Source organism: Spirosoma knui (assembly GCF_054780635.1).
The window spans coordinates 196,492-220,053 of record NZ_BAAGVY010000005.1; the positions used below are offsets into that span (position 1 = coordinate 196,492).

The window sequence follows — 23,562 nt, forward strand, 5'->3', positions numbered from 1 at the left end:
CGTTTCCGGCAGGGAGTAAAACTTTTTTTGACAAAGGTAGTTGTTTATTTAGAAAGTCGCCGTACTTTTGCAGTCCAAACATCGCGGGATGGAGCAGTTGGTAGCTCGTTGGGCTCATAACCCAAAGGTCGCTGGTTCGAGTCCAGCTCCCGCTACTAAAGTAAAGCCACTGGTTACCAGTGGCTTTTTTTGTTTATTTCGCTAGACCCAACATAACCCGTACCAATCCGGTTTACATCATCTAACTACCACCATTCAACGTTAGGTGATCATCTTTCAACTTATATCCAATCGGGCTTACCTGTTCATCTCCTGTTTGGCAATAGCAGCCTCCAGCGCTTTTGCTCAAACCGAGGCTGAGGCACCCGTACCTGAGCAACCGGGTATCTACTTTCCGCAGGCTCCTCAACCGGGTGAGTGGCGTAAATCAATAGGGTTAATCTTCACCACGACACCACCTGAACTAACCGAGGAAGTTCGGGTAAGCGTACCGGCCATTGACTTTAATCTTCAACGGGGCCTATCGAAGCATCTGTTTATAGCGGGGCGGGTGCAAACCCAGATTTTACAGAGCAACGTAACAGTTGGTGCTCGCTGGGCTACGCCTATTACGACCAAGTTATTTGCGTCGGCGGGTTACGATGTATCAGGTTGGTTTGGGGCATTGAAAATCAAAGACGTTTTTAATAGCCAGGCGTATGGTGTGCAAAGCTTTCCTAATGCATCTGTAGGCTACCGACTAACCAAAGATTTACAGTTGACTGTTCGGTCGGAAGCAATCATTGATATGTACTACCGGTCGAGTGTAGGTACGTTAGCTGTGGAAGATAAACGGGTAAGCTTTAATGGCGTTGCTTTCTCGTTTATACTTGAACAGCCGTTTTACGATAAACGACACGTAACACTCGGGTTGCGAGCGGCCTACTCAAATTTCAACTGGCAGTTCTGGTCACTCTACGATACGTTTGATCGGGACTTGTTTTATCCCCAACTTTTTTTCGCATTTATTCTGTGAAACAGACGTATTATCTGGTTATATGTTGCCTGTGGCTACTGGTAGGAGGATGCCGGAAAGAATACGAAGCTCCAGTGCCGTATGCGTTCCTGGATAAGTCCGGGGCGGGAAACTTCACCACGCCTATTCGTACCAGGATGGAAGGAGTGTACGCTGTTTCGGATGGATCGACCCGCTTCGGTAGCCAGGTGGCTCTGAAATGGACGTACTTGCTGAATGGAACCGATACTACGCATTACGTATCCATTTTCTCGGGTGTAGACGCTACGTTCTTTAACCTCGAAGGACAGCGATCAGAGGATAGTTTGGTAATCAGCGGTTATTGGCGGAAACTCGTAAATACAGAAACCGGTCAGGCTCGCTTTACTCTCCGAACCAAACGGAATGGACAATTTATAGCTTTTGCAGATAGCTTGGCTGATAACGATACACTTGTGCTAGATGGCGCATTTGGTGAGCAGACCGCTAGTCCTTCTCAAAAGCTTACATTGACTTACCAGCGCCCGTTAAATCCAAAGCCATTTTCGATTATGGCGCACCGGTCGGGCGGGCGCACATCCGATTTGCTGCCTGCCTCTGAGAACTCGCTGGAAATTATCAAGTTAGCCTCCAGGCTGGGTGCAACGGGTATTGAACTTGATGTACGTTATACCAAAGACGGCGTTCCGATCCTGTATCATGACAACACACTCAATCTGCGGCTTATTCAGAAAAATGGGTTGGAGGGATCTGTTGAGTCATACACATATCAGCAACTGCAAACGTTTGTCCGGCTCATCAACGGAGAAAAGATACCCACGTTGGAAGAAGCATTAGAAACAGTTGTCAACAGTACGCCACTCGAATTTGTATGGCTCGATACCAAGTACATTGGACCAATGGATAAAGTGCAGGCCATTCAAAAAAAATACCGGCAGTGGGCGTTGGCTGCCGGACGTAACGTGCAGATTGTAATTGGATTGCCGAGCCAGGAAGCGGTTGACTCGTACCGAGCACTGGTTAATAAAGAAGATACGCCTATTCTATGTGAGTTGGATACCTCTATCACCCGGTCGCTGGGCGCTCGTATCTGGGCCCCTCGCTGGACGCTTGGTCCACAGACGAGCGAAGTTGAAGCTATGCAGGAAGATGGCCGTACGGTATTTGTCTGGACACTCGACGAACCAAAGTTCATCGAGGAGTTTATTAATCAGGGCCGTTTCAACGGAATATTGTCAAATTATTCACCGGTTGTTGCGTATTATCATTATGTCGGTCAATAACTCTATGGCAAGCTATTTACGCATACTCGGCTACTTGATCCTGTTGATCGGAACTGGCGCGGGTGCAAAAGGGCAAACGGCCACCGTAACCGATTCATTAACGACCAAACCAAAACGGGACCCGTATAATCTTGTACTGATAGGTGGATGTGGCGTTGCCTATTATGGAGCGCAACTGGGTGTTCCCTCTACGCTCGATCGGGTGATTTTTAAACGCTTTGGCACTCCGCTTACGTTTCGGGCGATGTGGTACCCTGATCATCGGCTACGGATTGGCCTGGAAACGGGCTGGACGCCTATGTATTCGTACCAGGGTGCATCGGCTAACCAGCCAGCAGGCGTATCGGTGTCGGCAATACCGGTGTTACTTGTATTCTCGATGCCGTTAGCCTGGTTAAGTGGTACGGAACGTAGCCTTGCCCGGCGACTGTCGGTAACGGGCGGACCAGGGGCTTACCTGATTCAGTCGGAGTTAAATTATGAAGGACGTGTGACATCGAATCGGTTAAGCGTTGGCTGGATGGCGGCTGCGGCTTACACACAGCCCATCAGCCGCCAGTTTCGGTTGGCTACTGAAGTAAAATGGCTCAATGCTACGGCTACTGACGACGCCAACTTTTCATTACAACTGCAATTGGTATGGCGGGCATTTTCATGGTAAGTGTGTTAGAGTATGATGGAAGACGACAAAAAAACAGATATCCTGTTCCTAAGCGATACGCAGGCCCCCATGTGGGTTGAGCGTTTGGTGCTACGGGCGCATCAGAACACCAAAGCAACGATGGCTATTTTTTCCGAGATTATCCGGTTAAAGCCTCCGGTGCTGTATTGGCTTGGCGACATCGTTTCGCTGGGCTATCGGAACAATAAATGGCGAATAATCGACCAGTTTCTGGCAAACTGTACCGAAGTAGGTACGGCGGTGTACGCCATAATGGGTAACCACGACGTAATGGGCAGGCCCCGTAAGGGTGCCCGCAACTTTCAAAAGCGGTTCCCAGATCACAGCCCAACGGGTTATTTACAGAAAACGGGCGATGTGGCGGTGGTGATGCTGAATTCAAATTTCCATACGCTTTCGGCGGCTAATCTGGTGAAGCAGCAAACCTGGTATGAGCAAACACTGGCTGATCTTGATGCTGACCCCGCTATTGCGGTTGTGATTGTAACCTGCCACCATGCTCCCTATTCGAATAGTAAATTAGTGGGTTCATCGAAGCTGGTACAGCAGCGGTTTGTGCCGCCTTATATCAGATCGGCCAAAGCGCAACTGTTCATTACCGGTCACTCACACGCGTTTGAGCGCTACCGATTCGAGAATAAAGAGTTTCTGGTGATTGGCGGAGGAGGGGGATTACGGCAGCCGCTGAACATGTCGCCCAGTCGGTTGCCTGATCTGGCTACCACCTACAAACCTCTGTTTCACTACCTATCAGTTCGGCGCGAAGGCGATGGACTGGCCTTGACTTCATACTGTCTGAAAAACGACTTCTCGGGCTTCAAAGAAGGGTATAGTTACCAAATCGCTACGACTACTGAGGTGGCGAGTCAGGGGAGTTGAGCGGCACGGTAGTAGACAGGTATATAGAAGAGAATTAACTTTCTGATTTTTAGTGATTTATTTTGCCTTTGTTTAAACTTTATCGGTAATGTTGGTCTTTTATATACAAAGTACAGAGACTACGTAATTAATTGACTACCTTATGCCGATGAAAAAAATCAAACGTTTTTTTAACAAGCTCGACGTACTGTTTCGGGCGACAGACATCGGTACGTATTTCGTTCCTATGTTTCGGCCTATGGTTACCGAACAGGAGCGTTTATATCCGGCTGTGATTCACCAGCCCATACAGGACGAGAACCAACTACAGCCTATTTTTCTGAGGTCGTCTGCTAAACGGAGCGCCGGTTTATGACTACGCCCCCGAATGAACAGCGCAAGTCGCGTCTAAATCGCCTGCATCAGTTACTGGAGTCGGACGTATTTGACGAAAATCGTGTCGATGACGGTGCCTGCGAACGAGCCTTTGTCGAAATTATTCCTTTATTGGATGATGTTTTAATGCAGTCAGAAGCGGCTGGGCAACGGATCGACTTCACAAAAGAGGTTGGCGTAAACGGTAAAATTCAGGACATTACGTCGCTGGTACACGGCTTGAACGAGCAACTTACTGCTGAGAAAAATGCCCTGAATACCGGTTCCATAAGCCAGTTTAATTGCTATCATAACGCAGGCACGGGTTATTTCGCCAATGGCGTGTTCTTTACGGTTGACCACGATGGGGAGGTTGCTTTTTTCGTGGACAAGCAACGTATCTACCTCAATAGACACATCAAGAGAGCTTTGCAGGAGGCTGAGTATTACCTGACCAAAAAATCGGTTCCGGTTACTAACCTCTGATGTTTACGCGCGGCATTATTGTTCGTCGATAGTGCCCGCGCCAAGTTCCGAAAATAGGGTCTGCCAGTATTGGGTTACAGCCGGGTTATTCTCTTTTACCGATGCGTTTGGCTCAAACGGTAAAACGAGAGTAATCTCAGGGCTCCCAATGGTATACCGCTTAAGTTGTTCGGCGTCGGCCTTCGCCCATTCATCAGCCTGGGGGTTATCTTTCGGTGGCTTTACCTGAAAATCCCGGCGGTCGGTTCCTTTAACACTCTCGATCATGTCGCTTAGGTAATATACTTTTACCGTAGCCCCAGATTCGTTCGCCTTGGCAATGACGGGCAGACTGGCCCATATATCCGTCTCCTGATTCGATGCCCCCGTATTCTGGGCCACTAATTGCTGCAGTACCCGTTGCCGAATCTGCGCTTTCTCCCGACTTAACATCAGATTGAATTCTGTTTCGGCGGCTTCGCGGTCGGTTGGGCTGGCTGCGCTGACGTCCTCCAGTTCAGTACGTGTTGTTACGTTCAACGCCCGCGCTTTCGAGGTGTTTTCGTGGATGAAATAGACGTCCAGCTTATCGCCTTTCTGCCGGATATTCTGCTCAATAATATCCGTAATAGCCTGCTGATATTTCTGCGCAACGAACGCTTTGTTGACATTCACGCTACGTGTCTTATCCAGGAAGATTAGTGTGTAGGTTGGTTCGTCGGCTGCTGCGGACTTGTCCTTATCAGATGAGCAGGATTGCAGAAGAATACTGCACAGCAGCATGCCGAAGACGCACACCGCCCTTAGCGAATGAACGTGGTTCGCTGAACGATACGTTGCTGGATTTTTCGATATTAGATGGAATAGTTGCATACGTTTACTTCACTACTTTCGCCCGTAACATACTGTCCGTAGGCGCGTTGTGATTCCAATCGTCGGTTATAAGCGTTTTCTTTAAAACCGCGCGCGAGGTCAGAAGGTTGTCTTTGCTCCGATAGGTTTCTTCCCAGCCCACAATCTTGTGTGGAAATTGATCGTCAAAGACAATCATCAGTGTACGGTCGTCGGAAGGGTACGAGATGGTGTAGGCCCTAAGTTTTTTACCCGGATACAAGATCCCCTGGTAGGGGCCTACTTTAGCGTTCGCCACCAATGGATGAAGCGGTTTGTGACGTAACCGGGCCGTTATAGTACCCGGAATTAATTGAATTTCGCCCGTGGGTAATTTGTCGGGGTTGAGTCGAATGCGGTTCCAGAGTTCGTCTTCCAGCGTTGCCTTTTCCAGCGTGTACGCTTCTTCCGCTTCGTTCTCAGCATACGACTTACTGCTTACCTGGTAGCCATTATTACGGTAATTAAGCTGTATGTAGCTGTGGCCATCCCAATCCTGTCCCGACGTACTAACTTTCAACGTATTTGAATATAATGCCGATTGACCAATACTGATGGGCGTAAACACAGAGGTGAAGAGCGAGTAATCGGAGAGGCCAGCGGTGAATTTTTTAGAAATGTTGGCCTTCATAACGGGTATTGATCGGTCGCGGCCTTCTGGTGTTTGAGCTTTTACCTGCTTATCGGTTCGGAAATCTTCGGTGGCAAAGATTAGTATAGCTTCGCCGGAATGTAAGGTACCAGACTCAGATTGTGCAAGCGTATACGTATTTACTTCCGCTTTTCCCGTGAACCAGTACTTGGCGAACTTGGCCGGGGCGGGCGCCTGCGTAGTCGACGCTGCGGATGAGTTGTTCTGAAAGACGGTTGCTTTCAGAGCGAACGCAAACACCGTAGCGAGAGCCAACACGATGAGCAGGAAATTTTTTTGGATAAACATAGAGCGCTTGCAAATTCAACCGGACAAAAGTCAGGCAGTTTCATTTATCTTACAACTATTTAGCACCCAGATCTTCTTACGATGCATTTACGATTACCTTTTATTTGGTTCTTCCTGATTACGTGCTGTAGCCTGGCAACCGCTCAGGTTGAGAAAGCGCCCCTGCGCCATGAAGGCGAAGGGCCGTTTGGGCAGCTGATCATTCGGGGTGTTACGTTGATTAACAGCACCGGGGCACCACCAATCGGTCCCGTCGATATTGTAGTCGAGAAAAACCGCATTGCCCAGATTCGGCAGGTTGGCTATCCCGGTGTGGCTATCGATCCGCAAAGCCGCCCAAAGGCTGCCGCTGGCGATAAAGAACTCAACTGTGAAGGGATGTATCTGATGCCCGGCTTTGTCGACATGCATGGCCATATTGGCGGCCAGGCGCAGGGCGCGAACGCTGAGTATGTATTCAAACTTTGGCTCGGTCACGGCATCACCACCATTCGTGATCCGTCGTGTGGGAACGGATTGGATTGGGTGCTGGAACACCGGGCCAAAAGCGAACGGAATGAAATTACAGCTCCGCGAATCAAAGCGTATACGGTGTTCGGTCAAGGCGCAAAAGAGCCGATCAATACGCCAGAGCAAGCGCGGGCCTGGGTTCAGCAGAATGCCAAGAAAGGAGCCGACGGCATTAAGTTTTTCGGGGCCGAACCCACCGTATTTCGGGCGGCTTTAGACGAGAATAAAAAGGCAGGTCTGCGGTCGGCTTGCCATCATGCCCAGCTTGAGGTGGCCCGAATGAATGCGCTGGCTACGGCTAAAGCGGGTTTGACCACCATGGAGCACTGGTATGGTTTGCCCGAAGCCTTGTTCGAGGATAAAACCATTCAAAACTATCCGGCAAACTATAATTACAATAATGAGCAGAACCGATTCGAGGAAGCGGGCAATCTCTGGCAGCAGGCGGCTAAACCGGGTACCGATCGTTGGAATAAGGTGATGGACGAGTTGATCGCACTGGATTTTACGCTCGATCCAACCTTTAATATCTACGAAGCGAACCGGGAGCTGATGCTGGCCAGACGGGCCGAGTGGCATGACGATTACACCCTGCCCAGCCTCTGGCGATTCTACGGCCCCAGCCGAATTTCGCACGGATCCTATTGGCACAACTGGGGTACTGAGCAGGAGGTAGCCTGGAAAAAGAACTATCAGCTTTGGATGGCCTTCATCAATGAATACAAGAATCGGGGAGGGCGCGTTACAGCCGGGTCAGATTCAGGTTTTATCTATCAGCTTTATGGCTTCGCGTACATTCGTGAGCTGGAGCTGCTGCGCGAAGCTGGTTTTCATCCGCTAGAGGTAATTCGGGCGGCAACGCTAAAAGGGGCTGAAGCCCTCGGAATGTCGGATCAGATCGGCTCGGTTGAGGTGGGCAAACTGGCCGATTTTGTCATTGTTGATCAGAATCCGCTGGCGAATCTGAAAGTGCTGTACGGGACGGGCGCTATTCACCTGAATGAGAAAAACCAGGTTGAACGGGTAGGTGGCGTAACGTATACGGTGAAGGATGGGGTTGTCTACGAGGCTAAAAAGCTGTTAGCCGATGTTCGTAAACTTGTCGCCGACGCAAAGCAGAAGGAAAATTTTGAGATCACTCAGCCGGGCGTTGCGCCAAAAGCCGGTAAAGTTGGCGGAGGAAACTAATCCGCAATGTAAGCTTCATCAACGATGAGCTTATACACAGAAAGAGGCCGGACATTACGTAATGTCCGGCCTCTTTCTGTACACATTTCTTATTGCTTGTTGCTGTCCACCACTAGTCGCTGTTCGCGGTTGGCGACCTCCCAGGCGGTGTAAAATACCAGCCGGGCGCTACGTTCAGCTAACTTGAAATCAATCTTCTCGACATCGTCGGTCGGTTTATGGTAATCGGCGTGCAGTCCGTTGAAATAGAAGATGATGGGAATGCGGTGCTTCGCAAAGTTGTAATGGTCCGACCGGTAATAGATTCGCTGTGGATCTTGCGGATCGTTGTACTTATAATCCAGCTCCATTTTGATGTGTTTTTGGTTCACATCCTCGCTAATCTTATGCAGTTCCGAAGAAAGTTTGTCAGAGCCGATTACGTAGATATAGTTATCTGACTTTCCCTGATGCAAATCGTCTACGCGACCTACCATATCGATGTTAAGGTCACAGACCGTATTCGCCAGTGGTAAAACCGGGTTTATGTCGGCGTAATATTCTGAGCCTAGCAAGCCTTTTTCTTCGCCGGTTACGGTCAGAAACAAGATAGACCGGCGCGGACCCTGACCTGCGGCTTTCGCTCTGGAAAACGCCTGGGCGATCTCCAGCACCGAGACTGTACCAGAGCCATCGTCATTAGCACCGTTATTGACTTGACCATCCGGATTGACACCGATGTGATCGTAATGAGCCGATATAATCATCACCTCATCTTTTTTGTCGGTGCCTTCAATGTAGGCCAGAACGTTGGAGGACTGCACCTGATCTTCAGTACGTTCGGCTTTTACGCTGACCTTACCCGTTAGTGACGATGGCGTTGGTTTGGCGGCCTGGGCAAGTTGATCTGCGGTCTGTTTCAACGTAGCGGCCTGCGTGTTCAATAAAGCCGCAGCGGTTTCATTGTTGATCAGGAAAATGCCAACCGACCCAACGTTTTCATTCCCTGATTTTAACCCAAGTCGGTTAAACCGGCCTTGTAACGCACTCCGTTCGGAGAGTAAGCGCTTAAAATTTTCTTCGGATTCAGGCGAAACAATAAAAATCTGGGCGGCTCCTTTTTCTTTCGCCAGTGTAGACTTGGCCCGCCAGCCGTTCGGGCCGCTCCACTTTGAATTTGCTCCCGAGCTGCTGAGGGCTGTAGGTTCACCCTCCAGCATAACGACCGCTTTGCCTTTTACGTCCAGATTGGCGTAATCGTCATAATTCGCGTCACCGATACCATAGCCAACGAACACCGTTTCGTAGGCGGTCTCCGTTGGTACGTTTAGCAGGCCGTTGGTCGTAAAATCTTTCAGATAGGAAAAGCGTTTACCACCTGCGGTAACGTAAAAATCGCCCCATGTTTTCCTGTAAAGTGTAAAGGGCTGCTGATAGCCTGTTTTGCCATCGGCGGTTTTAACGATCGGTTTTAGGCCATTGGCAGCAAACTGCGCCGAGATGTACTCTGCCGCTTTACGCTGACCGGGTGTCCCGGTTTCGCGGCCCTGCATGTCATCGGCAGCCAAAATGCGAAGGTGTTTTTCAAGATCAGTGGCCGTAATGGTTTCGGCAAACTTCTGTTGTGCATGGCTTACTAAAGGCAGGCTAACTAAACCTGCTATGCCCACTAGTTTTGAAAATCTCATTTAGGTAATGAATCAGATTATTAAACTGTTTTTAGTTTGTCTATTTTCTTTGGAAGTAATATTAAGCCCTAATCAAATAACGAATAGCACAAGCTATTTAGTAGGGTAGTTTAGGCTGTTTGCTTATCGAGTTGCGCAGCCCGGTGTTTAAGCAAAAAGGGGATAATCAAAAAACTGACGCTGCTCAATAGTAGGTTTATACCAAAGCCAATAGCGTGCATAAATGTAGCTACAATAACGCTATCCGTTTCTTTCATTCCATACAGGATCAATACCCGGCTGACTAAGAAATGATACGTACCTAAGCCACCTTGTGTCGGTACGGCCAAACCGCCCAGGGAGCTAACTGTCAGAACGGTCAACGCGGCTGTTGGCGGTAAAAAAACCGTTTGAGCCGATGCAAAGAACAACGCGTAGGTAATACTAAACGATAAGACATAGCTACTTATCGTTAGCGCTATAAACAACTTCGGTTGATTGAGCTGACGAATGCTTAAAAAACCTTTCCCAATATTACGTCCAATGGCTACTGCACGTATAACCCATCGGTGTTCTTGAAACGCTTTAGTTTTTAGTAGCCAGGATACAAGGCCAATACTGATTGCCAACAGAAGTAAGCCGCTTATAAGCAGCGCACCTGACTTGCCTTCAGGTATAAACCTGCTCGCAACCGGAGTGAGAAGGTTTGTGATGTACTGACCAACGCGTTTAAACTCAAATAAAAAAGTTAAGCCAACCAGAACAATTAACATTATTACATCAATGACGCGTTCGGCTACAACCGAACCAAGGCTTTGGGCTAATGGAACGCCATCGGTACGCTGTAACGTACCGCAACGCGTTAACTCACCAGCGCCTGGCACGATCATACTAGCCATCGTGCCAGCCAGCAGGGCAACGGTCGTACGAAAAAGAGACGGGCGATAGCCAAGCGCTTGAAGAGTAAGCCGCCAGCGAATGGGCCGAACGATAAAGTATAGGCATGTAAGACCCGCGACAATGAATAGCCAGCGGTAATTTGCCCGACGAAACTGCCCTGCGAGTTGAGTTAGAGGTACGTCTTTCAGTACGTACCATAACAGTCCAATCGCCAATAGAATCGGCAGGGCCTGTCGGGCAAACACCTTATTCATACGGGCAAATTAACTAAATTTAGAAATGAAACCACCTTGCCTTGCCAGACTGGCACGGTATTAGTAAGTTTGATTGAGTAGATCATCGAGCAAATACTGACCCATAAATAGTTTACCCATAGCCTCAATCATGTCAAAGAAAAAGAAAGGCGAGCCTACAGTTATAACATCCAGTATAGAAAAAAAGCAATCAGCTTCCGCTTCGACCTTATTGGCAGCTAAGCTTGAACAAAACGATAAATCTGAGACCAAAGAATTATTCGAATTAATTCACTTTGATAGACGAGTCAAGTGGTTTATTGGTATTTGTGTAGGATTGTTTGTGGTGCTGACGTTGCTCAAGATCAATTACTCGTCAATAGGTATGTGGAATACCGTTATGCCTGATGGTTCAGACGCCAAACGTGGTATAATATCAGGTAAACCGAGGCCTATACGGATTGATGAATGGGGGGTCCTTACCCCATTTATGTTATCACAAGCGCACCAAGGCTTTCCACTTGAGAACCCGGCGATTGGTGGCGAAAAAGTGGCCTTAGTTGGTTATTTTCCAATAAAGCACTTTGTCTCCTTTTTCAGACCTGACTATTGGGGATTTTATCTATTTGATGTTGAACACGGCTTTGCCTGGCGCTGGAACTTCATTCTGTGTTTTGGACTAGTTTCCGTTATGCTGGCTTTTATGCTTCTAACTCGCAATCAGTTCTGGCTTTCTGTGCTGGGGGCCTTCTGGTTAGTTTTTTCGCCGGGTCTAGCGTGGTGGTCGTTCTTCTTCCTGACAAGTATTTACTCCGGGTTTGGCATGTTAGTCGCTTCGGCTTACATGTTTTTTTCTACTAAAACTAAAAGCATCCTCATTGCGGGTGTCCTGTTTTTCTGGTGCTTTGCTATGTTTGCTTTAACGCTGTACCCGCCTTATCAGGTACCCTTGGGTTATCTGCTCTTGTTTCTGTTGACTGGGTATACTTGGCAGCACTTTAACAAACAGCTTCTGTTAAATAAATTGTGGTTGAAGCTGGGCGTTTTTGCGGTGGCTTTTTTAGCAATGGGTGCTATTTTTTATGCTTATTACCTGGATGCAAAATCAACGATCGACGTCATGTCTAATACCGTTTATCCCGGTAAACGTAGTGAAACAGGTGGTACTGGGTTTATTGCAAACTGGTTCTCGGAGTATTATTCAGGCTGGCTGCTCAATGATCAACTGTTCCCGAAAAGCTGGCTTAATATATGTGAATTATCACATTTTATTACGTTCACGCCCGTCATTGCTGTTTGCACACTAATCTATTTTGTCAGTACCCGAAAAGTTGATCCGCTATTAGCTATTACCCTAGGCTATGTTTTGATTTTGCTGGTTTGGATTGAAGTTGGCTTTCCGGCTTTCCTGGCAAAAGCAACCTTACTCGACGTTAGTCCAACGCGCCGTACTCAAATTCCTTTTGGTATTGGTAACGTAGTGCTGGCAGTTCTGTATCTAGGCTATATACATTCTAAAAAGATCAAGGTTAGTGGAACCGTGGCAGCTTCCCTTAGTGTGGGCGTTGTTGGGTTTATGGTCTATGCAGCCTGGTTAAATCTAGAAGATGCACAAGGCTTCTATAAATCTCACCAGCTGTTTCTGCCTACACTTTTTTTCATGGGGTTAAATTTTATGCTGTTGCCGATTGTTAACTTTCAGTATAAAGAAGTGGCTGTTGCTGGCGCAATAGCGCTTTTTACACTGCCCAACTTAAAGATCAATCCGGTTGGTAAAGGCATGGCTCCTATCACAGAAAATGTACTGTACCAGAAAGTACGGGAATTACACTTACAAGAACCTGAGGCTCGGTGGGTAGTGCTTGGTAACCAGTACATTACGTATCTGGTGACAGCAACGGGGGTTAATCAATTAAGTGGTGTAAAGAATCAACCCGATTTTAAGACCATGCGTGTATTAGACCCAACGGCTAAACGCGATTCGGCCTACAACCGGTATGCTCATACGGTATATAATACATACATAGATCCTGTTCATCCTGATACTGTTATTATACAAAACGGATTTGAGGATGGTTACCAGGTAGCACTCGACCCTTGTTCTCCGAAACTCAGGAAGCTGAACGTACGATATGTCATGTTTGATCGTACTCCTCAGCCGGTTGAAATCCGATGCATGAAGCAAGTTGCAAAATTGGGTAGCATCGAAATTTATCGGACTAATGACTAATAAAGTTTTCATTCTGATTCCTTCTTTCAATGAAGGTAAAGTCATTCGCCAGACAATCCGGTCGTTAGGGGAGCAATATTCTATTGTACTCATTGATGATGCCTCTACTGATGACACTGCCGGAGCCGTACGTGATCTACCTATTTATTATCTGCGTCACGACATCAATCTTGGCCAGGGGGCCGCTCTACAAACTGGAATGGATTTTGCCCTTCAGCAAGGGGCTGACGTTGTAGTGCATTTCGACGCCGATGGACAACATAATGCAGCTGACATTGACCGGTTCATTACTATTTTAGAAACTCAGAAAGTCGACGTTGTATTAGGCTCTCGATTCATGCGTCAAGAGGATTTGCTAGCTATACCACGTTTACGGCGCTTGTTGTTACGTATTGCGCGAATTATCAACGGGTTGCTCACGGGGCTATGGCTGTCTGACGCTCATAACGGCTTTCGGGTTATGAACCGACAGGCGTTGCGGGTTATCCAGTTAAAAGAAAATAGGATGGCTCACGCTACCGAAATATTAATGCAGATCAGACGGCAACAATTACGATATATTGAATACCCGACCCACATAGTATACACCGAATACTCGCAGGTGAAAGGGCAGCGTTGGCAGGGGGCGATCGATATTTTAATTGATGTGTTTATTAATAAATACTTCCGCTAATGTTTACGGACCTTCATATCACTTTCACACCAATTCAGCTGCTGCTGTCTGTATTGTTGCTGGTTGTAGCCGTAGCTTCATTGAGGCTTTTTAGAAATCGCCTGCTTTATCGGTTATTTTTTGTCGCTATTGTATTAACGGGTATTCTGTTTGTCGCTGTCCCCGAGTTGCCATATTACCTAGCGAATCGATTAGGAGTTGGCCGTGGTGTTGACTTGGTATTCTATTTGCTTTTCACCGGTTTCTTGCTCTTGATTGCCGTGTTGTATCGCCGGCTTCTGCAACACGACGTCATTCTCACACAAATTATACGACAAAACGCGATTAAGAACCACAAAAGCCCACGCCAAACTAGTAAGCACTGAAGGGAGAGCGAAGTAAAATTCCTGTGATCTGCGAGATAAAATATTTAATCCTACAAACGAGTCCAAAAGGAAGGCGCAATCCGCTCGTTGGAAGGAGACTGATTTGCAAACCACTGCCGAGGGGCGGTAACGACACGATCGGTTACTGGATTGAGCCAGGCACCCCACCAGCTAAAGGAGCTGTTTGCTACAATGGCATGGCGACATAAGCTCATCAGATACATATCCTGCCAGCTATCAGCCCCCTTATTGTGATTAACGAACGTCGCTGCGGGAAATAAATCTCCTAACTCCTGTTTGACCCAATCGAGGTCATCCGAGAACACAAAGAATTGAGGCCCTGATACCCGTTGGCGGACGTGTTCGACTGAGCGCTGGTAATACGTCTTATCACAAACGCCGTGGTGTTGATTCGCCTTAAGGTTGGTTACGTAATCCCCCCGACGTATGTGTACAAATGTGGCATTGTTGCCCCTCATGATGCTTTCGGCAACAGCTACAGTCTGGTTGGTGAGCGGTTTCTTGAAAATTAATTGTTTTCGTAAGGCATCTGCTTCTGGCTTAAAATACTCTTCAGATTGCCAGTAGCCGAAGCACAAAGCGTCCTTTGTTTGCTCGTCAAAATACATTTGGGTTGATCGAGCAGACTCATGTAGTAAAACAGCTTGTCGGCCAGGTAGTAAGGTGCGGCTTAGGCATCGGAGTGTGTCGTACACGGAAGCTTTTATAGGTGGTATGCCAAAAATGTCTAATTCGTATTGCCTAGGCGTATAGTTTCGGAGTCTGGCTACAATCTGACTTTCTAGAAGGCGGTGCTCCAATCGTAGCTCGGTTTGTAGCTGTTGGGACACTTTAAAACCTAAGGCGTATTGAAATAATTGATTACCTAACCCTCCCGCAAGTACAGAGATAACCATAAGTGCTTATACTTCGAATCCGAGTGGATAGTTTAAATGCCAACGTCTGAATTGTTTGCTTCTCCATACCAAACGGCTGGCTTGTATTCTCGTAAACCGGTCTTAAGAATGTGAATCAACCTTTTATTCACATTTAAAAGCTGTTATTATCTAGAAGACTTCTGCATGCTTTTAATCAGATCGCCTAACCATTTCAAAAATACCGCATCCATAGTTACAGCCAAAGTTAGCTTGAGCTGCCTCTGAGCACCAATCTGCATTTTCTATAAATTGCTCATTGTCATCAATATATGAGAAACGTTTTATGGCATAGTCTGGAGTAAACAAATTAACTAAGTAGTTAATTGAGAATACTCGATGAGCATTATATACGATTCCTTGAGGACCAATCGGAGACGAAAAGTAAAATGTGCCACCCGGTTTAATGATTTGTCGAATGTTATCTAAGGCTTTGATATGGCCATTAGCATCGATTGGATCTCCATAACGACCGAGGCCAAAATGCTCAATAGCGTGTAGGGCAGAAATAGAGTCAGTTGAATGAACAAGATCCGCTGGTAGATTCATCAAATCCGCCTGACGAAAGCTAACATTAGGAATTAATCGGGACAAAGGTCTAATATCAATAATTTCGATAGGTCTGTATGAAGCAACATGACCAACGAAACCGTCAATACGAGAACCAATATCTACATGCTTAATCGGATTGTTTTTAAAAATGCGCTGGGCTACATATAAATCTTGAAGGAAATAGTGCTTTACTAATTCACCGCTTTCTGCATAGCGGTCAAAAATAGCGGGGTAATAACTTCGGATTGGAAAATCAGAATGGCCATTTAACTGATTTTTGAGCGTAAAATAGTCGTTTATGTAGTCAGGTGTTGCCTTTATACCTCCCCAAACGATTTGTAAACCAATTTTAATGATACGTCCAATCATAAATGATTAAGCTTTTAAAATTTTGCGCATTCTATTCATAAAGTAGATTAGGGTCGATTCTGGAACATATCTAATTGCAGTGGAAATAGACCATATCATTAGCTTATGAAAAATAGAGGGCGTATAGGCAAAGTCACGAACGAAAATCTGCTTAACTTCCATATTGATAGCCCACTTTTTCCGTAAATTAGTAAAGACAGTGTTGCTGTCATGAATCCGGTAGCGAGTAAGAGGCTCCGGCAGATTGGCAAAGACTAAACCATTATGAATGTGGATAAACAGGCTATAATAATCATCTGTGAATAACTTATGTCTTAATATATAAAAGTCGCCTTTAATAAGGCCATTGCGATACATGATAGCTGGATTGGCCACTGGAAAACGCAAATAAAATTCACGGTAGATTGCTTCGTTTGACAAAGGATACGTCCTGACGCCTTTACTCTGACCATTAGTGTCGATAAGCCCCAAATAGCTCCCAACTAAAAACACAGACGGATTAAGTTCCAAGAAATTCACCTGTTTCGCGATCCTATCAGGCATGGCTACATCGTCTGCATCTAGTTTGGCAATATACTTACCTGTAGCATGGCGACAAGCTACGTTAGAAGCAGCTTCTCCAGCGTGACCCAATGGCTCAGGAAAAAAAATAATTTTGACTCGTTTATCGCGTTGGGCATACTCATTCAGAATTGCAGCTGTTCTATCCGTAGAGCCATTGTTGAGTATGATAAGTTCTAGATGAGTGTATGTCTGTGTCAATATACTCTCAACTGCTTCCGCCAAATACCGCTCCCCATTGTAAACAGGCATGATTACGGATACAAGTGGAGTAATAGAGTTAACCATCACTGTAGATTGGACAATTATCAGGCCATAATACTCGTAACTTTTACTCAATATCGCACCTTCTGCCGTAAATTTGAGTTTCTAAAAAAAACGAAACGTGGGTTAATCCCGGCATGAAACTCAATCTTCACCCAACAGACTTATTTGAAGACCGTCATCACGGTCAGACAGAAGCGGCTCAGGCCGAGATGCTTCAAACTATAGGCGTTACCAGCGTTGACGAACTGATTGATCAGACTGTGCCGGAAGCGATCCGGCTCGATCATCCGCTAAACTTACCGGCTCCTAAGTCAGAGATGCAGTTTCTAACTGACTTCAAAAAGCTAGCCGAGCAGAACAAAGTCGTTAAATCGTACATCGGAACTGGTTATTACGATACCATTACCCCGAATGTAATTCTCCGGAATATTCTAGAAAATCCAGCCTGGTATACGGCTTATACGCCTTATCAGGCCGAGATTGCACAGGGACGGCTAGAAGCACTCCTGAATTTCCAGACTGTGGTGTCTGACCTGACAGGTATGGATCTGGCCAATGCGTCCCTGCTGGATGAAGCGACTGCTGGAGCCGAAGCGATGCACATGTTGTACGCTATGCGCCCGGCCGCGAAGAAATCGGCGAATACGTTTTTTGTGTCTGAACGGTGTCACCCGCAAACGATTGATCTGCTGCAAACGCGGGCTACACCCATCGGCATTACGTTACTGATCGGTGATCACCGTACGGTTGATCTGACCAGCGGGGCGGTTTTCGGCATGTTGCTGCAATACCCGGCTTCGGACGGTGAAGTATTTGACTATACCGACCTTATCGCTGCTGCGCACGAACTAAACATTACCGTAGCGGTGGCCGCTGACCTGTTAGCGTTGACCCTGTTAACCTCTCCAGGTGAAATGGGCGCTGACGTAGTGGTTGGATCAGCACAGCGGTTTGGTGTACCCATGGGCTTTGGTGGTCCGCACGCAGCTTACTTTGCTACCCGCGATGCCTTCAAACGCCAAATTCCGGGACGTATCATTGGGGTATCGGTTGATTCGGAAGGCAAACCAGCTCTACGCATGGCGCTCCAAACGCGTGAGCAGCACATTCGACGTGAGAAAGCGACATCGAATATTTGTACGGCGCAAGTACTGCTGGCGGTTATGGCGAGCAGCTACGCGGTGTATCATGGCCCCCAGCGGCTTCGTACTATCGGCGAACAAGTGCATGGTCTGACCAAAGTATTTACTACGGCGTTACGTCGGTGTGGCTACGAGGTTAGCACTGAAAATTACTTCGATACTGTAACAGTTAAGGTTAACGATACCGAATCCCTAAAAAAGTCGGCTAAGGCCGCTCAGGTTAACCTGCGGTACCTGCCCGATGGCGAACATGTTGGCGTTTCGTTCGACGAAGCTAAATCGCTCCACGACGTATCGGAACTGCTGACCGTTTTTAACGTAAAGACGGATCTCGATACGATCATTGAAGAACTGGAAATTACGTGGCCTGAGCGGCTCGTTCGTCAGTCTGAGTACATGACGCATCCGGTGTTCAATACGCACCATACGGAACATGAAATGCTGCGCTACCTCAAATCATTGGAAGAGAAAGACTTGTCGCTGGTTCATTCAATGATTCCGCTGGGTAGCTGTACGATGAAACTAAACGCTACGGCCGAGATGATTCCGGTAACGTGGCCGGAGTTTGGTAAAATTCATCCCTTTGCACCGAAAGACCAGACGGGTGGTTATCAGCAGTTATTTACTGACCTCAACAACTGGCTTTGTGAAATTACGGGCTTCGCGGCTATGTCGCTTCAGCCGAACTCCGGCGCACAGGGTGAATACGCGGGCTTAATGGTTATCCGGGCATATCATGAAAGCCGCGGTGATCATCACCGGAATGTTTCGCTGATTCCGCAGTCGGCACACGGAACAAACCCCGCCAGTGCTGTTATGGCCGGTATGAAGGTGGTTATCGTAAAGTGCGATGAACGGGGTAACATCGACGTAGCAGATTTGAAAGCTAAAGCCGAGCAGTACAGCAACGACTTGTCATGCCTGATGGTAACGTATCCATCAACGCACGGTGTGTTCGAAGAAAGCATTAAAGAAATTTGTGACATCATCCACCAGCACGGCGGACAAGTTTACATGGATGGCGCGAACATGAACGCACAGGTTGGACTGACTTCTCCCGCTAACATTGGGGCTGATGTGTGTCACCTGAATTTGCACAAAACGTTCTGTATCCCGCACGGTGGCGGTGGCCCAGGTATGGGACCTATCGGCGTCGCTCCGCAGTTGGTTCCGTTTCTGCCGGGGCACGCACTCGTGTCAACGGGCGGTGAGCAGGCTATTCATGCTATTTCGGCGGCTCCGTACGGTTCGGCCAGCATCCTGACCATCTCCTACGCATACATAGCCATGATGGGGGGCGAAGGCTTGACGAACGCAACGAAGCGGGCAATTCTGAATGCGAACTACATCAAAGCGCGGCTGGAAGGGCATTATGATACGTTGTACACCGGTACGAACGGTCGTTGCGCGCACGAAATGATTATTGACTGCCGCCCGTTCAAGCAATCGGTTGGCATTGAGGTTGAAGACCTTGCCAAGCGGTTGATGGACTATGGTTTCCACGCGCCGACCGTTTCATTCCCCGTAGCCGGAACGATGATGATCGAGCCAACCGAGTCAGAATCGAAAGCTGAGCTTGACCGTTTCTGCGACGCCCTGATTGCGATTCGGAACGAAATTCGTGAGATTGAGAACGGCGAAGCTGATCGGGCTAATAACGTATTGAAGCACGCTCCTCACACCGCCAATATAGCCTTGTCCGACGCCTGGGATCGGCCGTACAGCCGTGAGAAGGCAGTCTATCCGCTGCCTTACGTTCGTGCCCGTAAATTCTGGCCGAGTGTCAGTCGGATTGACTCTGCTTACGGCGATCGTAACCTCGTTTGTGCCTGTGTGCCAACCGATGCCTATGCAACGGAAGTGGCCGAGGAAGCGGGTATGGAACAGCAGGCGTAGCAGCCATTTGTGAATTTATAAAGTGGACGGTCGGCTTAGCTAACCGTCCACTTTACGTTTAAACAATCCTCAATAAAAACGAATTGTATTCGTTAAAAATTAGACCCGCCAAAAAACTTCATATCTTGGCGGTCATGTCGGTTTCTGCTCATTACTATCTATGAAAATCAATACGTCGTCTGCGCTGCTGGTGGTATTGAGTGTAGCCCTTGGACTCTCGGGCTGTAACTCGGCCATGCAGGCGTACAAAAAAGGAGTTCGTCACTTCGACGCCGGGGAGTACAATATGGCCCTTGGCCAGTTTCAGAAAGCTACCAAGGGCGACATCGACCCCGCCCGTTTAAACTATTACGTTGCTGAATCCTACCGCTTATCGAATCGGTTCGCTGAAGCGGCCCCCTATTATCAAAAAGCCATTGAGGCTGATACGAAAGAAGTTGATGCGCATTTTAATTATGCCTACGCCCTAAAATCGCAGGGAAACTATGCCGGGGCGCTCGACCAGCTTCAGCAGTACGTAGCCAGTGCGCCCAAAACGACGCCTAAGACCGTGCTGGACAAAGCTCGTCGCGAGATTGAAACGCTGAAAGCAATCGACGTCATTGCGAAGAATAAGGCGCTCATTACGTTGAAAAACATGAGCAACCTGAACTCGCCCGGAACCGAATTTGCGCCGGTGATAAAAGGGGAGGAGCTTGTCTTTACGGCCTCGCGCAAAGAACAGGTTTATAAGAATAACGGCTTACCGATGCTCGGTTTATACAAGACCAAGCTGAACCAGACTCCGGACGAAACCGGTAGCGCCGGACCGCCTGAGCCGTTTAGTACCAACGTTTTTCAGGGAGATGTGAACGAAGGAACACCGGCTTTCTCGAAGGACGGGAAGATGATGGTGTTTGCCCGCGGCAACAACGGGAAGCGCAAAGGTGGTCTGGATGTCGATTTGTATCTCAGCCGACTGGGCGAAGGAAATGTATGGAGCCAGCCACTGCGGTTGCCGATCAGCGATTCAACGGCCTGGGACGGGTCTCCGGCCTTCTCGGGTGATGGCAAAACCTTGTACTTTGCCTCGAACCGCGCTGGTGGAGCGGGGGGCATTGACTTGTATCGGACGAGTATCGATGCGTCGGGCCGCTTTAGCCGTCCAGTGAATATGGGTCGTGATATCAATACACCCGGCGACGAGATGTTTCCCTACGTAGCACCTGATGCTAAGCTTTACTTCGCTTCCGATGGGCATCCGGGTCTGGGTAAGCTGGACGTATTTGTGGCGACGCGCTCAGGTGGCGTTACGCGGGTAGCGAACATGGGTCAACCGATCAACTCCCCGGCCGACGATTTTGGGCTGATCTATACGAAGCCTAACGAAGGCTATCTGGCCTCGAACCGTCCGGGTGGTAAAGGCGACGATGACATTTACTTCTTCCAGGAAGGCCCCGCCAGCGATACAACAACGATTGCGCAGAATACGCCAAAAGATGCACCCAAGACAGTCCGGTATTTCTTAGCCGGAACGGTTTCGGCCAACGAAACGCCTGTGGCTCCGCTTGATTCGGCCAGAGTGCGGATCATTGACGATGCAAGCGGTCAGCCGATTGCCGAGGTAACGACGGGCCAGCCGGGTACATTCGGCAAATACCCCTTACAGGAAGGTAAAGACTATACAATTCTGGCCGAGCGGAAAGGTTACCTGACGCGTCGGGAACCATTCACGATGCAGGGTAAAAGCATTCCACAGATTTTCCTGACGAAATCCCAAACGGATACTACGTTCAATGTGGCCATTTTGCTGGATAGAGCAACCCTCAACAAGACGTTCGTGCTGGAGAACATCTACTATGATCTCGATAAGTTTAACATTCGTCCGGATGCGGCCGAAGAGCTGGACAAACTGGTCACTATTCTGAAAGACAATCCGACGTTGAAAATAGAGCTAAGCTCCCATACCGACGTTCGGGCTCCGGATGCGTATAACATGCGTCTATCACAAAACCGGGCTAAATCAGCCGTCGAGTACATTGCCTCGAAGGGCGTTGATGCCAGCCGACTTGTGGCTAAAGGATACGGCGAAACGCAGTTGATTGTTAAAAACGCGAAGACGGAGGAAGAGCACCAGCGGAACCGACGTACCGAATTTAAGATTCTTGAGCTATAAGAGTGCAGCTGGCAGTCAGTAATTTGCTAACGGACTGATCGCGCGAAAACACTATACGAATGGGCTTGGTTGTTGAAGAGACACCAAGCCTTTTTGTATATATGAACAATGACAAATTGCGCCAGTTCTTCGTCGTTTTCGGCGTTGTATCACTGATAGTAATGAACTACCTGTCGAACGCAGGTGCGTTTGGTGGCCGAACGAACGGCGATATATCCGACAAATACCATACGTTGGTTACGCCAGCCGGTTATGCCTTTTCTATCTGGGGAATTATTTTTCTGGGATTGCTAGCCTTCGCCGTGTACCAGGCCCTGCCTTCGCAACGAACAAATCCGCGTTTTCGGGCTGTCGGGTGGTGGGTGGTCGCAAATGCGGTTTGTAACGCAATCTGGAGCCCGATTTTCAATAACGAACAGATCGGCTTAGCCCTGCTCGTGATCCTGCTGATGTTGTTTACACTGGTTATTATTGAGCAGCGGTTGCTGGCTCAGCGCCATGTGCCCGTCGTTGCGCCGGATTTGGACGCTACGTTACCCGAGTCGCCAACTACGGCAACCGAGACCTGGCTGGCACGTATTCCGTTCTCCATTTACTTCGGTTGGGTAACCGTGGCCACTATTCTGAACGCATCGGTTTATCTGAAAGCGACCAACTTTAGCCTGATGGGATTAAGTGAACCAACCTGGGCGATGGCCGTTCTGGTTGTTGGGCTGATGGTGGCTGCTTTCGTGTTTAATCGGTACCGCAGCGTTGCTTATATTCTTGCATTTGCCTGGGCTTACGTAGCCATTGCGGTCGAACACCAGGGGTATAGCCAGATACAGGTGATTGCCGGTGCCGGAGCCATTGTTGCTGTATTGCTGGCAATTAGTGGTTTCATAGCGCGCAAGACGCCAGCTTATTCGTAGATGGCATAAACTTGACGAGGGGATCTATGCACAATCCTGGATTGTGCATAGATCCCCTCGTTGACGCGTTACGTTAAGGTGAAGCTGGTATTACGCTTCGTCTTCCAGTACTGTGATGCTGTTGATCTTATCGCCCTGGCGGATTTGATCGATCACGTCCAAACCTTCAACGACTTTTCCGAAAACCGTGTGGTTGCGGTCGAGGTGCTGCGTATTCTGGCGGTTGTGGCAGATAAAGAACTGAGACCCGCCCGTGTTACGGCCGCGGTGCGCCATCGACAACACACCCCGGTCGTGGTACTGATTATCGCCGGTCAATTCGCAATCAATGGTATAGCCTGGGCCACCCGCACCGGTTCCGGTCGGGTCACCACCCTGGATCATGAAATTCGGAATCACGCGGTGAAAGCTGATCCCGTTGTAAAAGCCTTTTTTGGCGAGTGAAATAAAGTTCTCAACCGCTTTTGGCGCGTCTTTGTCGAAAAATTCGATGAGCATTGTGCCCTTATCGGTGTTCATTTGTGCCTTTGGCATAGCTGAC

At 48.2% G+C, this 23,562-nt stretch carries 21 protein-coding genes and 1 tRNA gene; 14 read left to right on the forward strand and 8 right to left on the reverse strand.

The features are described from left to right. Positions 1 to 82: 82 nt before the first annotated feature. The 7 genes from ACYVIY_RS13190 to ACYVIY_RS13220 all read left to right on the forward strand — a co-directional run bounded on the left by ACYVIY_RS13190 (position 83) and on the right by ACYVIY_RS13220 (position 4,678). Positions 83 to 155: transfer RNA gene (locus ACYVIY_RS13190), tRNA-Met, on the forward strand. Between the two features lie 161 nt (positions 156 to 316). Next, entirely contained in the window at positions 317 to 1,015 is a 699-nt protein-coding gene (locus tag ACYVIY_RS13195; protein ID WP_460976818.1) for a hypothetical protein, read from the forward strand. Further along, on the forward strand, positions 1,012 to 2,277 hold the full coding sequence (locus ACYVIY_RS13200; protein ID WP_460976819.1) for a glycerophosphodiester phosphodiesterase: 1,266 nt from the start codon (positions 1,012 to 1,014) through the stop codon (positions 2,275 to 2,277). Before ACYVIY_RS13195 ends, ACYVIY_RS13200 begins: the two co-directional genes overlap by 4 nt. A 4-nt stretch (positions 2,278 to 2,281) precedes the next feature. Further along, positions 2,282 to 2,938, forward strand: coding sequence for a hypothetical protein (locus tag ACYVIY_RS13205; RefSeq protein WP_460976820.1), 657 nt, complete (start codon positions 2,282 to 2,284; stop codon positions 2,936 to 2,938). Positions 2,939 to 2,950: 12 nt separating this feature from the next. Next, entirely contained in the window at positions 2,951 to 3,838 is an 888-nt protein-coding gene (locus ACYVIY_RS13210; RefSeq protein WP_460976821.1) for a metallophosphoesterase family protein, read from the forward strand. A gap of 148 nt (positions 3,839 to 3,986) precedes the next feature. After that, positions 3,987 to 4,193 (forward strand): hypothetical protein, encoded by a 207-nt coding sequence (locus tag ACYVIY_RS13215; RefSeq protein WP_460976822.1) that lies wholly within the window; start codon positions 3,987 to 3,989, stop codon positions 4,191 to 4,193. Beyond that, on the forward strand, positions 4,190 to 4,678 hold the full coding sequence (locus ACYVIY_RS13220) for a hypothetical protein (protein ID WP_460976823.1): 489 nt from the start codon (positions 4,190 to 4,192) through the stop codon (positions 4,676 to 4,678). Before ACYVIY_RS13215 ends, ACYVIY_RS13220 begins: the two co-directional genes overlap by 4 nt. A gap of 15 nt (positions 4,679 to 4,693) precedes the next feature. Here ACYVIY_RS13220 and ACYVIY_RS13225 read toward each other — a convergent pair whose 3' ends face one another. Together ACYVIY_RS13225 and ACYVIY_RS13230 are read right to left on the reverse strand one after the other, a co-directional pair. Next, positions 4,694 to 5,440, reverse strand: a complete 747-nt coding sequence (locus ACYVIY_RS13225) for a hypothetical protein (RefSeq protein WP_460976991.1) — start codon at positions 5,438 to 5,440, stop codon at positions 4,694 to 4,696. Positions 5,441 to 5,534: 94 nt separating this feature from the next. Further along, positions 5,535 to 6,488 carry a hypothetical protein gene (locus ACYVIY_RS13230; RefSeq protein WP_460976824.1) on the reverse strand — a complete coding sequence of 318 codons (954 nt, stop codon included), beginning with the start codon at positions 6,486 to 6,488 and terminating at the stop codon, positions 5,535 to 5,537. Positions 6,489 to 6,569: 81 nt separating this feature from the next. On the opposite strand from ACYVIY_RS13230, the gene ACYVIY_RS13235 reads away from it, so the two are divergent. Then, a complete protein-coding gene (locus ACYVIY_RS13235) occupies positions 6,570 to 8,186 on the forward strand; it encodes an amidohydrolase family protein (protein WP_460976825.1) in 1,617 nt (538 codons plus the stop codon). A gap of 89 nt (positions 8,187 to 8,275) precedes the next feature. Here the strand turns inward: ACYVIY_RS13235 and ACYVIY_RS13240 are convergent, their stop codons facing one another. Continuing rightward, entirely contained in the window at positions 8,276 to 9,853 is a 1,578-nt protein-coding gene (locus ACYVIY_RS13240) for a M28 family peptidase (protein WP_460976826.1), read from the reverse strand. A 110-nt stretch (positions 9,854 to 9,963) separates the two neighbouring features. Next, positions 9,964 to 10,986, reverse strand: coding sequence for a lysylphosphatidylglycerol synthase transmembrane domain-containing protein (locus tag ACYVIY_RS13245; RefSeq protein ID WP_460976827.1), 1,023 nt, complete (start codon positions 10,984 to 10,986; stop codon positions 9,964 to 9,966). Between the two features lie 130 nt (positions 10,987 to 11,116). On the opposite strand from ACYVIY_RS13245, the gene ACYVIY_RS13250 reads away from it, so the two are divergent. From ACYVIY_RS13250 to ACYVIY_RS13260, 3 genes are read left to right on the forward strand one after another with little or no spacing between them, the layout of a single operon-like run. Continuing rightward, positions 11,117 to 13,195, forward strand: coding sequence for a DUF7657 domain-containing protein (locus tag ACYVIY_RS13250; protein ID WP_460976828.1), 2,079 nt, complete (start codon positions 11,117 to 11,119; stop codon positions 13,193 to 13,195). Further along, positions 13,188 to 13,868 carry a glycosyltransferase family 2 protein gene (locus ACYVIY_RS13255; RefSeq protein ID WP_460976829.1) on the forward strand — a complete coding sequence of 227 codons (681 nt, stop codon included), beginning with the start codon at positions 13,188 to 13,190 and terminating at the stop codon, positions 13,866 to 13,868. Before ACYVIY_RS13250 ends, ACYVIY_RS13255 begins: the two co-directional genes overlap by 8 nt. Then, on the forward strand, positions 13,868 to 14,233 hold the full coding sequence (locus ACYVIY_RS13260; RefSeq protein ID WP_460976830.1) for a DUF2304 family protein: 366 nt from the start codon (positions 13,868 to 13,870) through the stop codon (positions 14,231 to 14,233). Before ACYVIY_RS13255 ends, ACYVIY_RS13260 begins: the two co-directional genes overlap by 1 nt. A 50-nt stretch (positions 14,234 to 14,283) precedes the next feature. Here the strand turns inward: ACYVIY_RS13260 and ACYVIY_RS13265 are convergent, their stop codons facing one another. From ACYVIY_RS13265 to ACYVIY_RS13275, 3 genes are all read right to left on the reverse strand, one after another. Further along, positions 14,284 to 14,862: an alpha-1,2-fucosyltransferase gene (locus ACYVIY_RS13265; RefSeq protein ID WP_460976831.1), complete on the reverse strand. Its 579-nt coding sequence runs from the start codon at positions 14,860 to 14,862 to the stop codon at positions 14,284 to 14,286. Between the two features lie 459 nt (positions 14,863 to 15,321). After that, complete coding sequence (locus ACYVIY_RS13270; protein WP_460976832.1) at positions 15,322 to 16,089, reverse strand: DUF268 domain-containing protein; 768 nt, start codon at positions 16,087 to 16,089, stop codon at positions 15,322 to 15,324. A gap of 6 nt (positions 16,090 to 16,095) precedes the next feature. Further along, on the reverse strand, positions 16,096 to 16,902 hold the full coding sequence (locus ACYVIY_RS13275; protein WP_460976833.1) for a glycosyltransferase family 2 protein: 807 nt from the start codon (positions 16,900 to 16,902) through the stop codon (positions 16,096 to 16,098). A gap of 149 nt (positions 16,903 to 17,051) precedes the next feature. Between ACYVIY_RS13275 and gcvP the strand changes: the two genes are divergently transcribed. The 3 genes from gcvP (at position 17,052) to ACYVIY_RS13290 (ending at position 23,021) form a co-directional block, all read left to right on the forward strand. Next, positions 17,052 to 19,955 (forward strand): aminomethyl-transferring glycine dehydrogenase, encoded by a 2,904-nt coding sequence (gene gcvP / locus ACYVIY_RS13280; protein WP_460976834.1) that lies wholly within the window; start codon positions 17,052 to 17,054, stop codon positions 19,953 to 19,955. A 160-nt stretch (positions 19,956 to 20,115) separates the two neighbouring features. After that, positions 20,116 to 22,110, forward strand: a complete 1,995-nt coding sequence (locus ACYVIY_RS13285; protein ID WP_460976835.1) for an OmpA family protein — start codon at positions 20,116 to 20,118, stop codon at positions 22,108 to 22,110. A gap of 101 nt (positions 22,111 to 22,211) precedes the next feature. Continuing rightward, on the forward strand, positions 22,212 to 23,021 hold the full coding sequence (locus tag ACYVIY_RS13290) for a tryptophan-rich sensory protein (protein WP_460976836.1): 810 nt from the start codon (positions 22,212 to 22,214) through the stop codon (positions 23,019 to 23,021). Between the two features lie 90 nt (positions 23,022 to 23,111). On the opposite strand, the gene ACYVIY_RS13295 is transcribed toward ACYVIY_RS13290, so the two are convergent. After that, positions 23,112 to 23,555: a peptidylprolyl isomerase gene (locus ACYVIY_RS13295; RefSeq protein WP_460976837.1), complete on the reverse strand. Its 444-nt coding sequence runs from the start codon at positions 23,553 to 23,555 to the stop codon at positions 23,112 to 23,114. Between the last annotated feature and the right edge of the window lie 7 nt (positions 23,556 to 23,562).

What these genes read in the sequence shown, in the direction of transcription:
- ACYVIY_RS13215 (WP_460976822.1), top strand. Translation starts at nt 3,987, where the DNA reads ATGAAAAAAATCAAACGTTTTTTTAACAAGCTCGACGTACTGTTTCGG.
- ACYVIY_RS13285 (WP_460976835.1), top strand. Translation starts at nt 20,116, where the DNA reads ATGAAAATCAATACGTCGTCTGCGCTGCTGGTGGTATTGAGTGTAGCC.
- ACYVIY_RS13230 (WP_460976824.1), bottom strand. Translation starts at nt 6,488, where the DNA reads ATGTTTATCCAAAAAAATTTCCTGCTCATCGTGTTGGCTCTCGCTACG.
- gcvP (WP_460976834.1), top strand. Translation starts at nt 17,052, where the DNA reads ATGAAACTCAATCTTCACCCAACAGACTTATTTGAAGACCGTCATCAC.
- ACYVIY_RS13240 (WP_460976826.1), bottom strand. Translation starts at nt 9,853, where the DNA reads ATGAGATTTTCAAAACTAGTGGGCATAGCAGGTTTAGTTAGCCTGCCT.
- ACYVIY_RS13270 (WP_460976832.1), bottom strand. Translation starts at nt 16,089, where the DNA reads ATGATTGGACGTATCATTAAAATTGGTTTACAAATCGTTTGGGGAGGT.
- ACYVIY_RS13295 (WP_460976837.1), bottom strand. Translation starts at nt 23,555, where the DNA reads ATGCCAAAGGCACAAATGAACACCGATAAGGGCACAATGCTCATCGAA.
- ACYVIY_RS13205 (WP_460976820.1), top strand. Translation starts at nt 2,282, where the DNA reads ATGGCAAGCTATTTACGCATACTCGGCTACTTGATCCTGTTGATCGGA.
- ACYVIY_RS13275 (WP_460976833.1), bottom strand. Translation starts at nt 16,902, where the DNA reads ATGCCTGTTTACAATGGGGAGCGGTATTTGGCGGAAGCAGTTGAGAGT.
- ACYVIY_RS13220 (WP_460976823.1), top strand. Translation starts at nt 4,190, where the DNA reads ATGACTACGCCCCCGAATGAACAGCGCAAGTCGCGTCTAAATCGCCTG.
- ACYVIY_RS13260 (WP_460976830.1), top strand. Translation starts at nt 13,868, where the DNA reads ATGTTTACGGACCTTCATATCACTTTCACACCAATTCAGCTGCTGCTG.
- ACYVIY_RS13265 (WP_460976831.1), bottom strand. Translation starts at nt 14,862, where the DNA reads ATGTATTTTGACGAGCAAACAAAGGACGCTTTGTGCTTCGGCTACTGG.
- ACYVIY_RS13290 (WP_460976836.1), top strand. Translation starts at nt 22,212, where the DNA reads ATGAACAATGACAAATTGCGCCAGTTCTTCGTCGTTTTCGGCGTTGTA.
- ACYVIY_RS13245 (WP_460976827.1), bottom strand. Translation starts at nt 10,986, where the DNA reads ATGAATAAGGTGTTTGCCCGACAGGCCCTGCCGATTCTATTGGCGATT.
- ACYVIY_RS13235 (WP_460976825.1), top strand. Translation starts at nt 6,570, where the DNA reads ATGCATTTACGATTACCTTTTATTTGGTTCTTCCTGATTACGTGCTGT.
- ACYVIY_RS13250 (WP_460976828.1), top strand. Translation starts at nt 11,117, where the DNA reads ATGTCAAAGAAAAAGAAAGGCGAGCCTACAGTTATAACATCCAGTATA.
- ACYVIY_RS13210 (WP_460976821.1), top strand. Translation starts at nt 2,951, where the DNA reads ATGATGGAAGACGACAAAAAAACAGATATCCTGTTCCTAAGCGATACG.
- ACYVIY_RS13255 (WP_460976829.1), top strand. Translation starts at nt 13,188, where the DNA reads ATGACTAATAAAGTTTTCATTCTGATTCCTTCTTTCAATGAAGGTAAA.
- ACYVIY_RS13225 (WP_460976991.1), bottom strand. Translation starts at nt 5,440, where the DNA reads ATGCTGCTGTGCAGTATTCTTCTGCAATCCTGCTCATCTGATAAGGAC.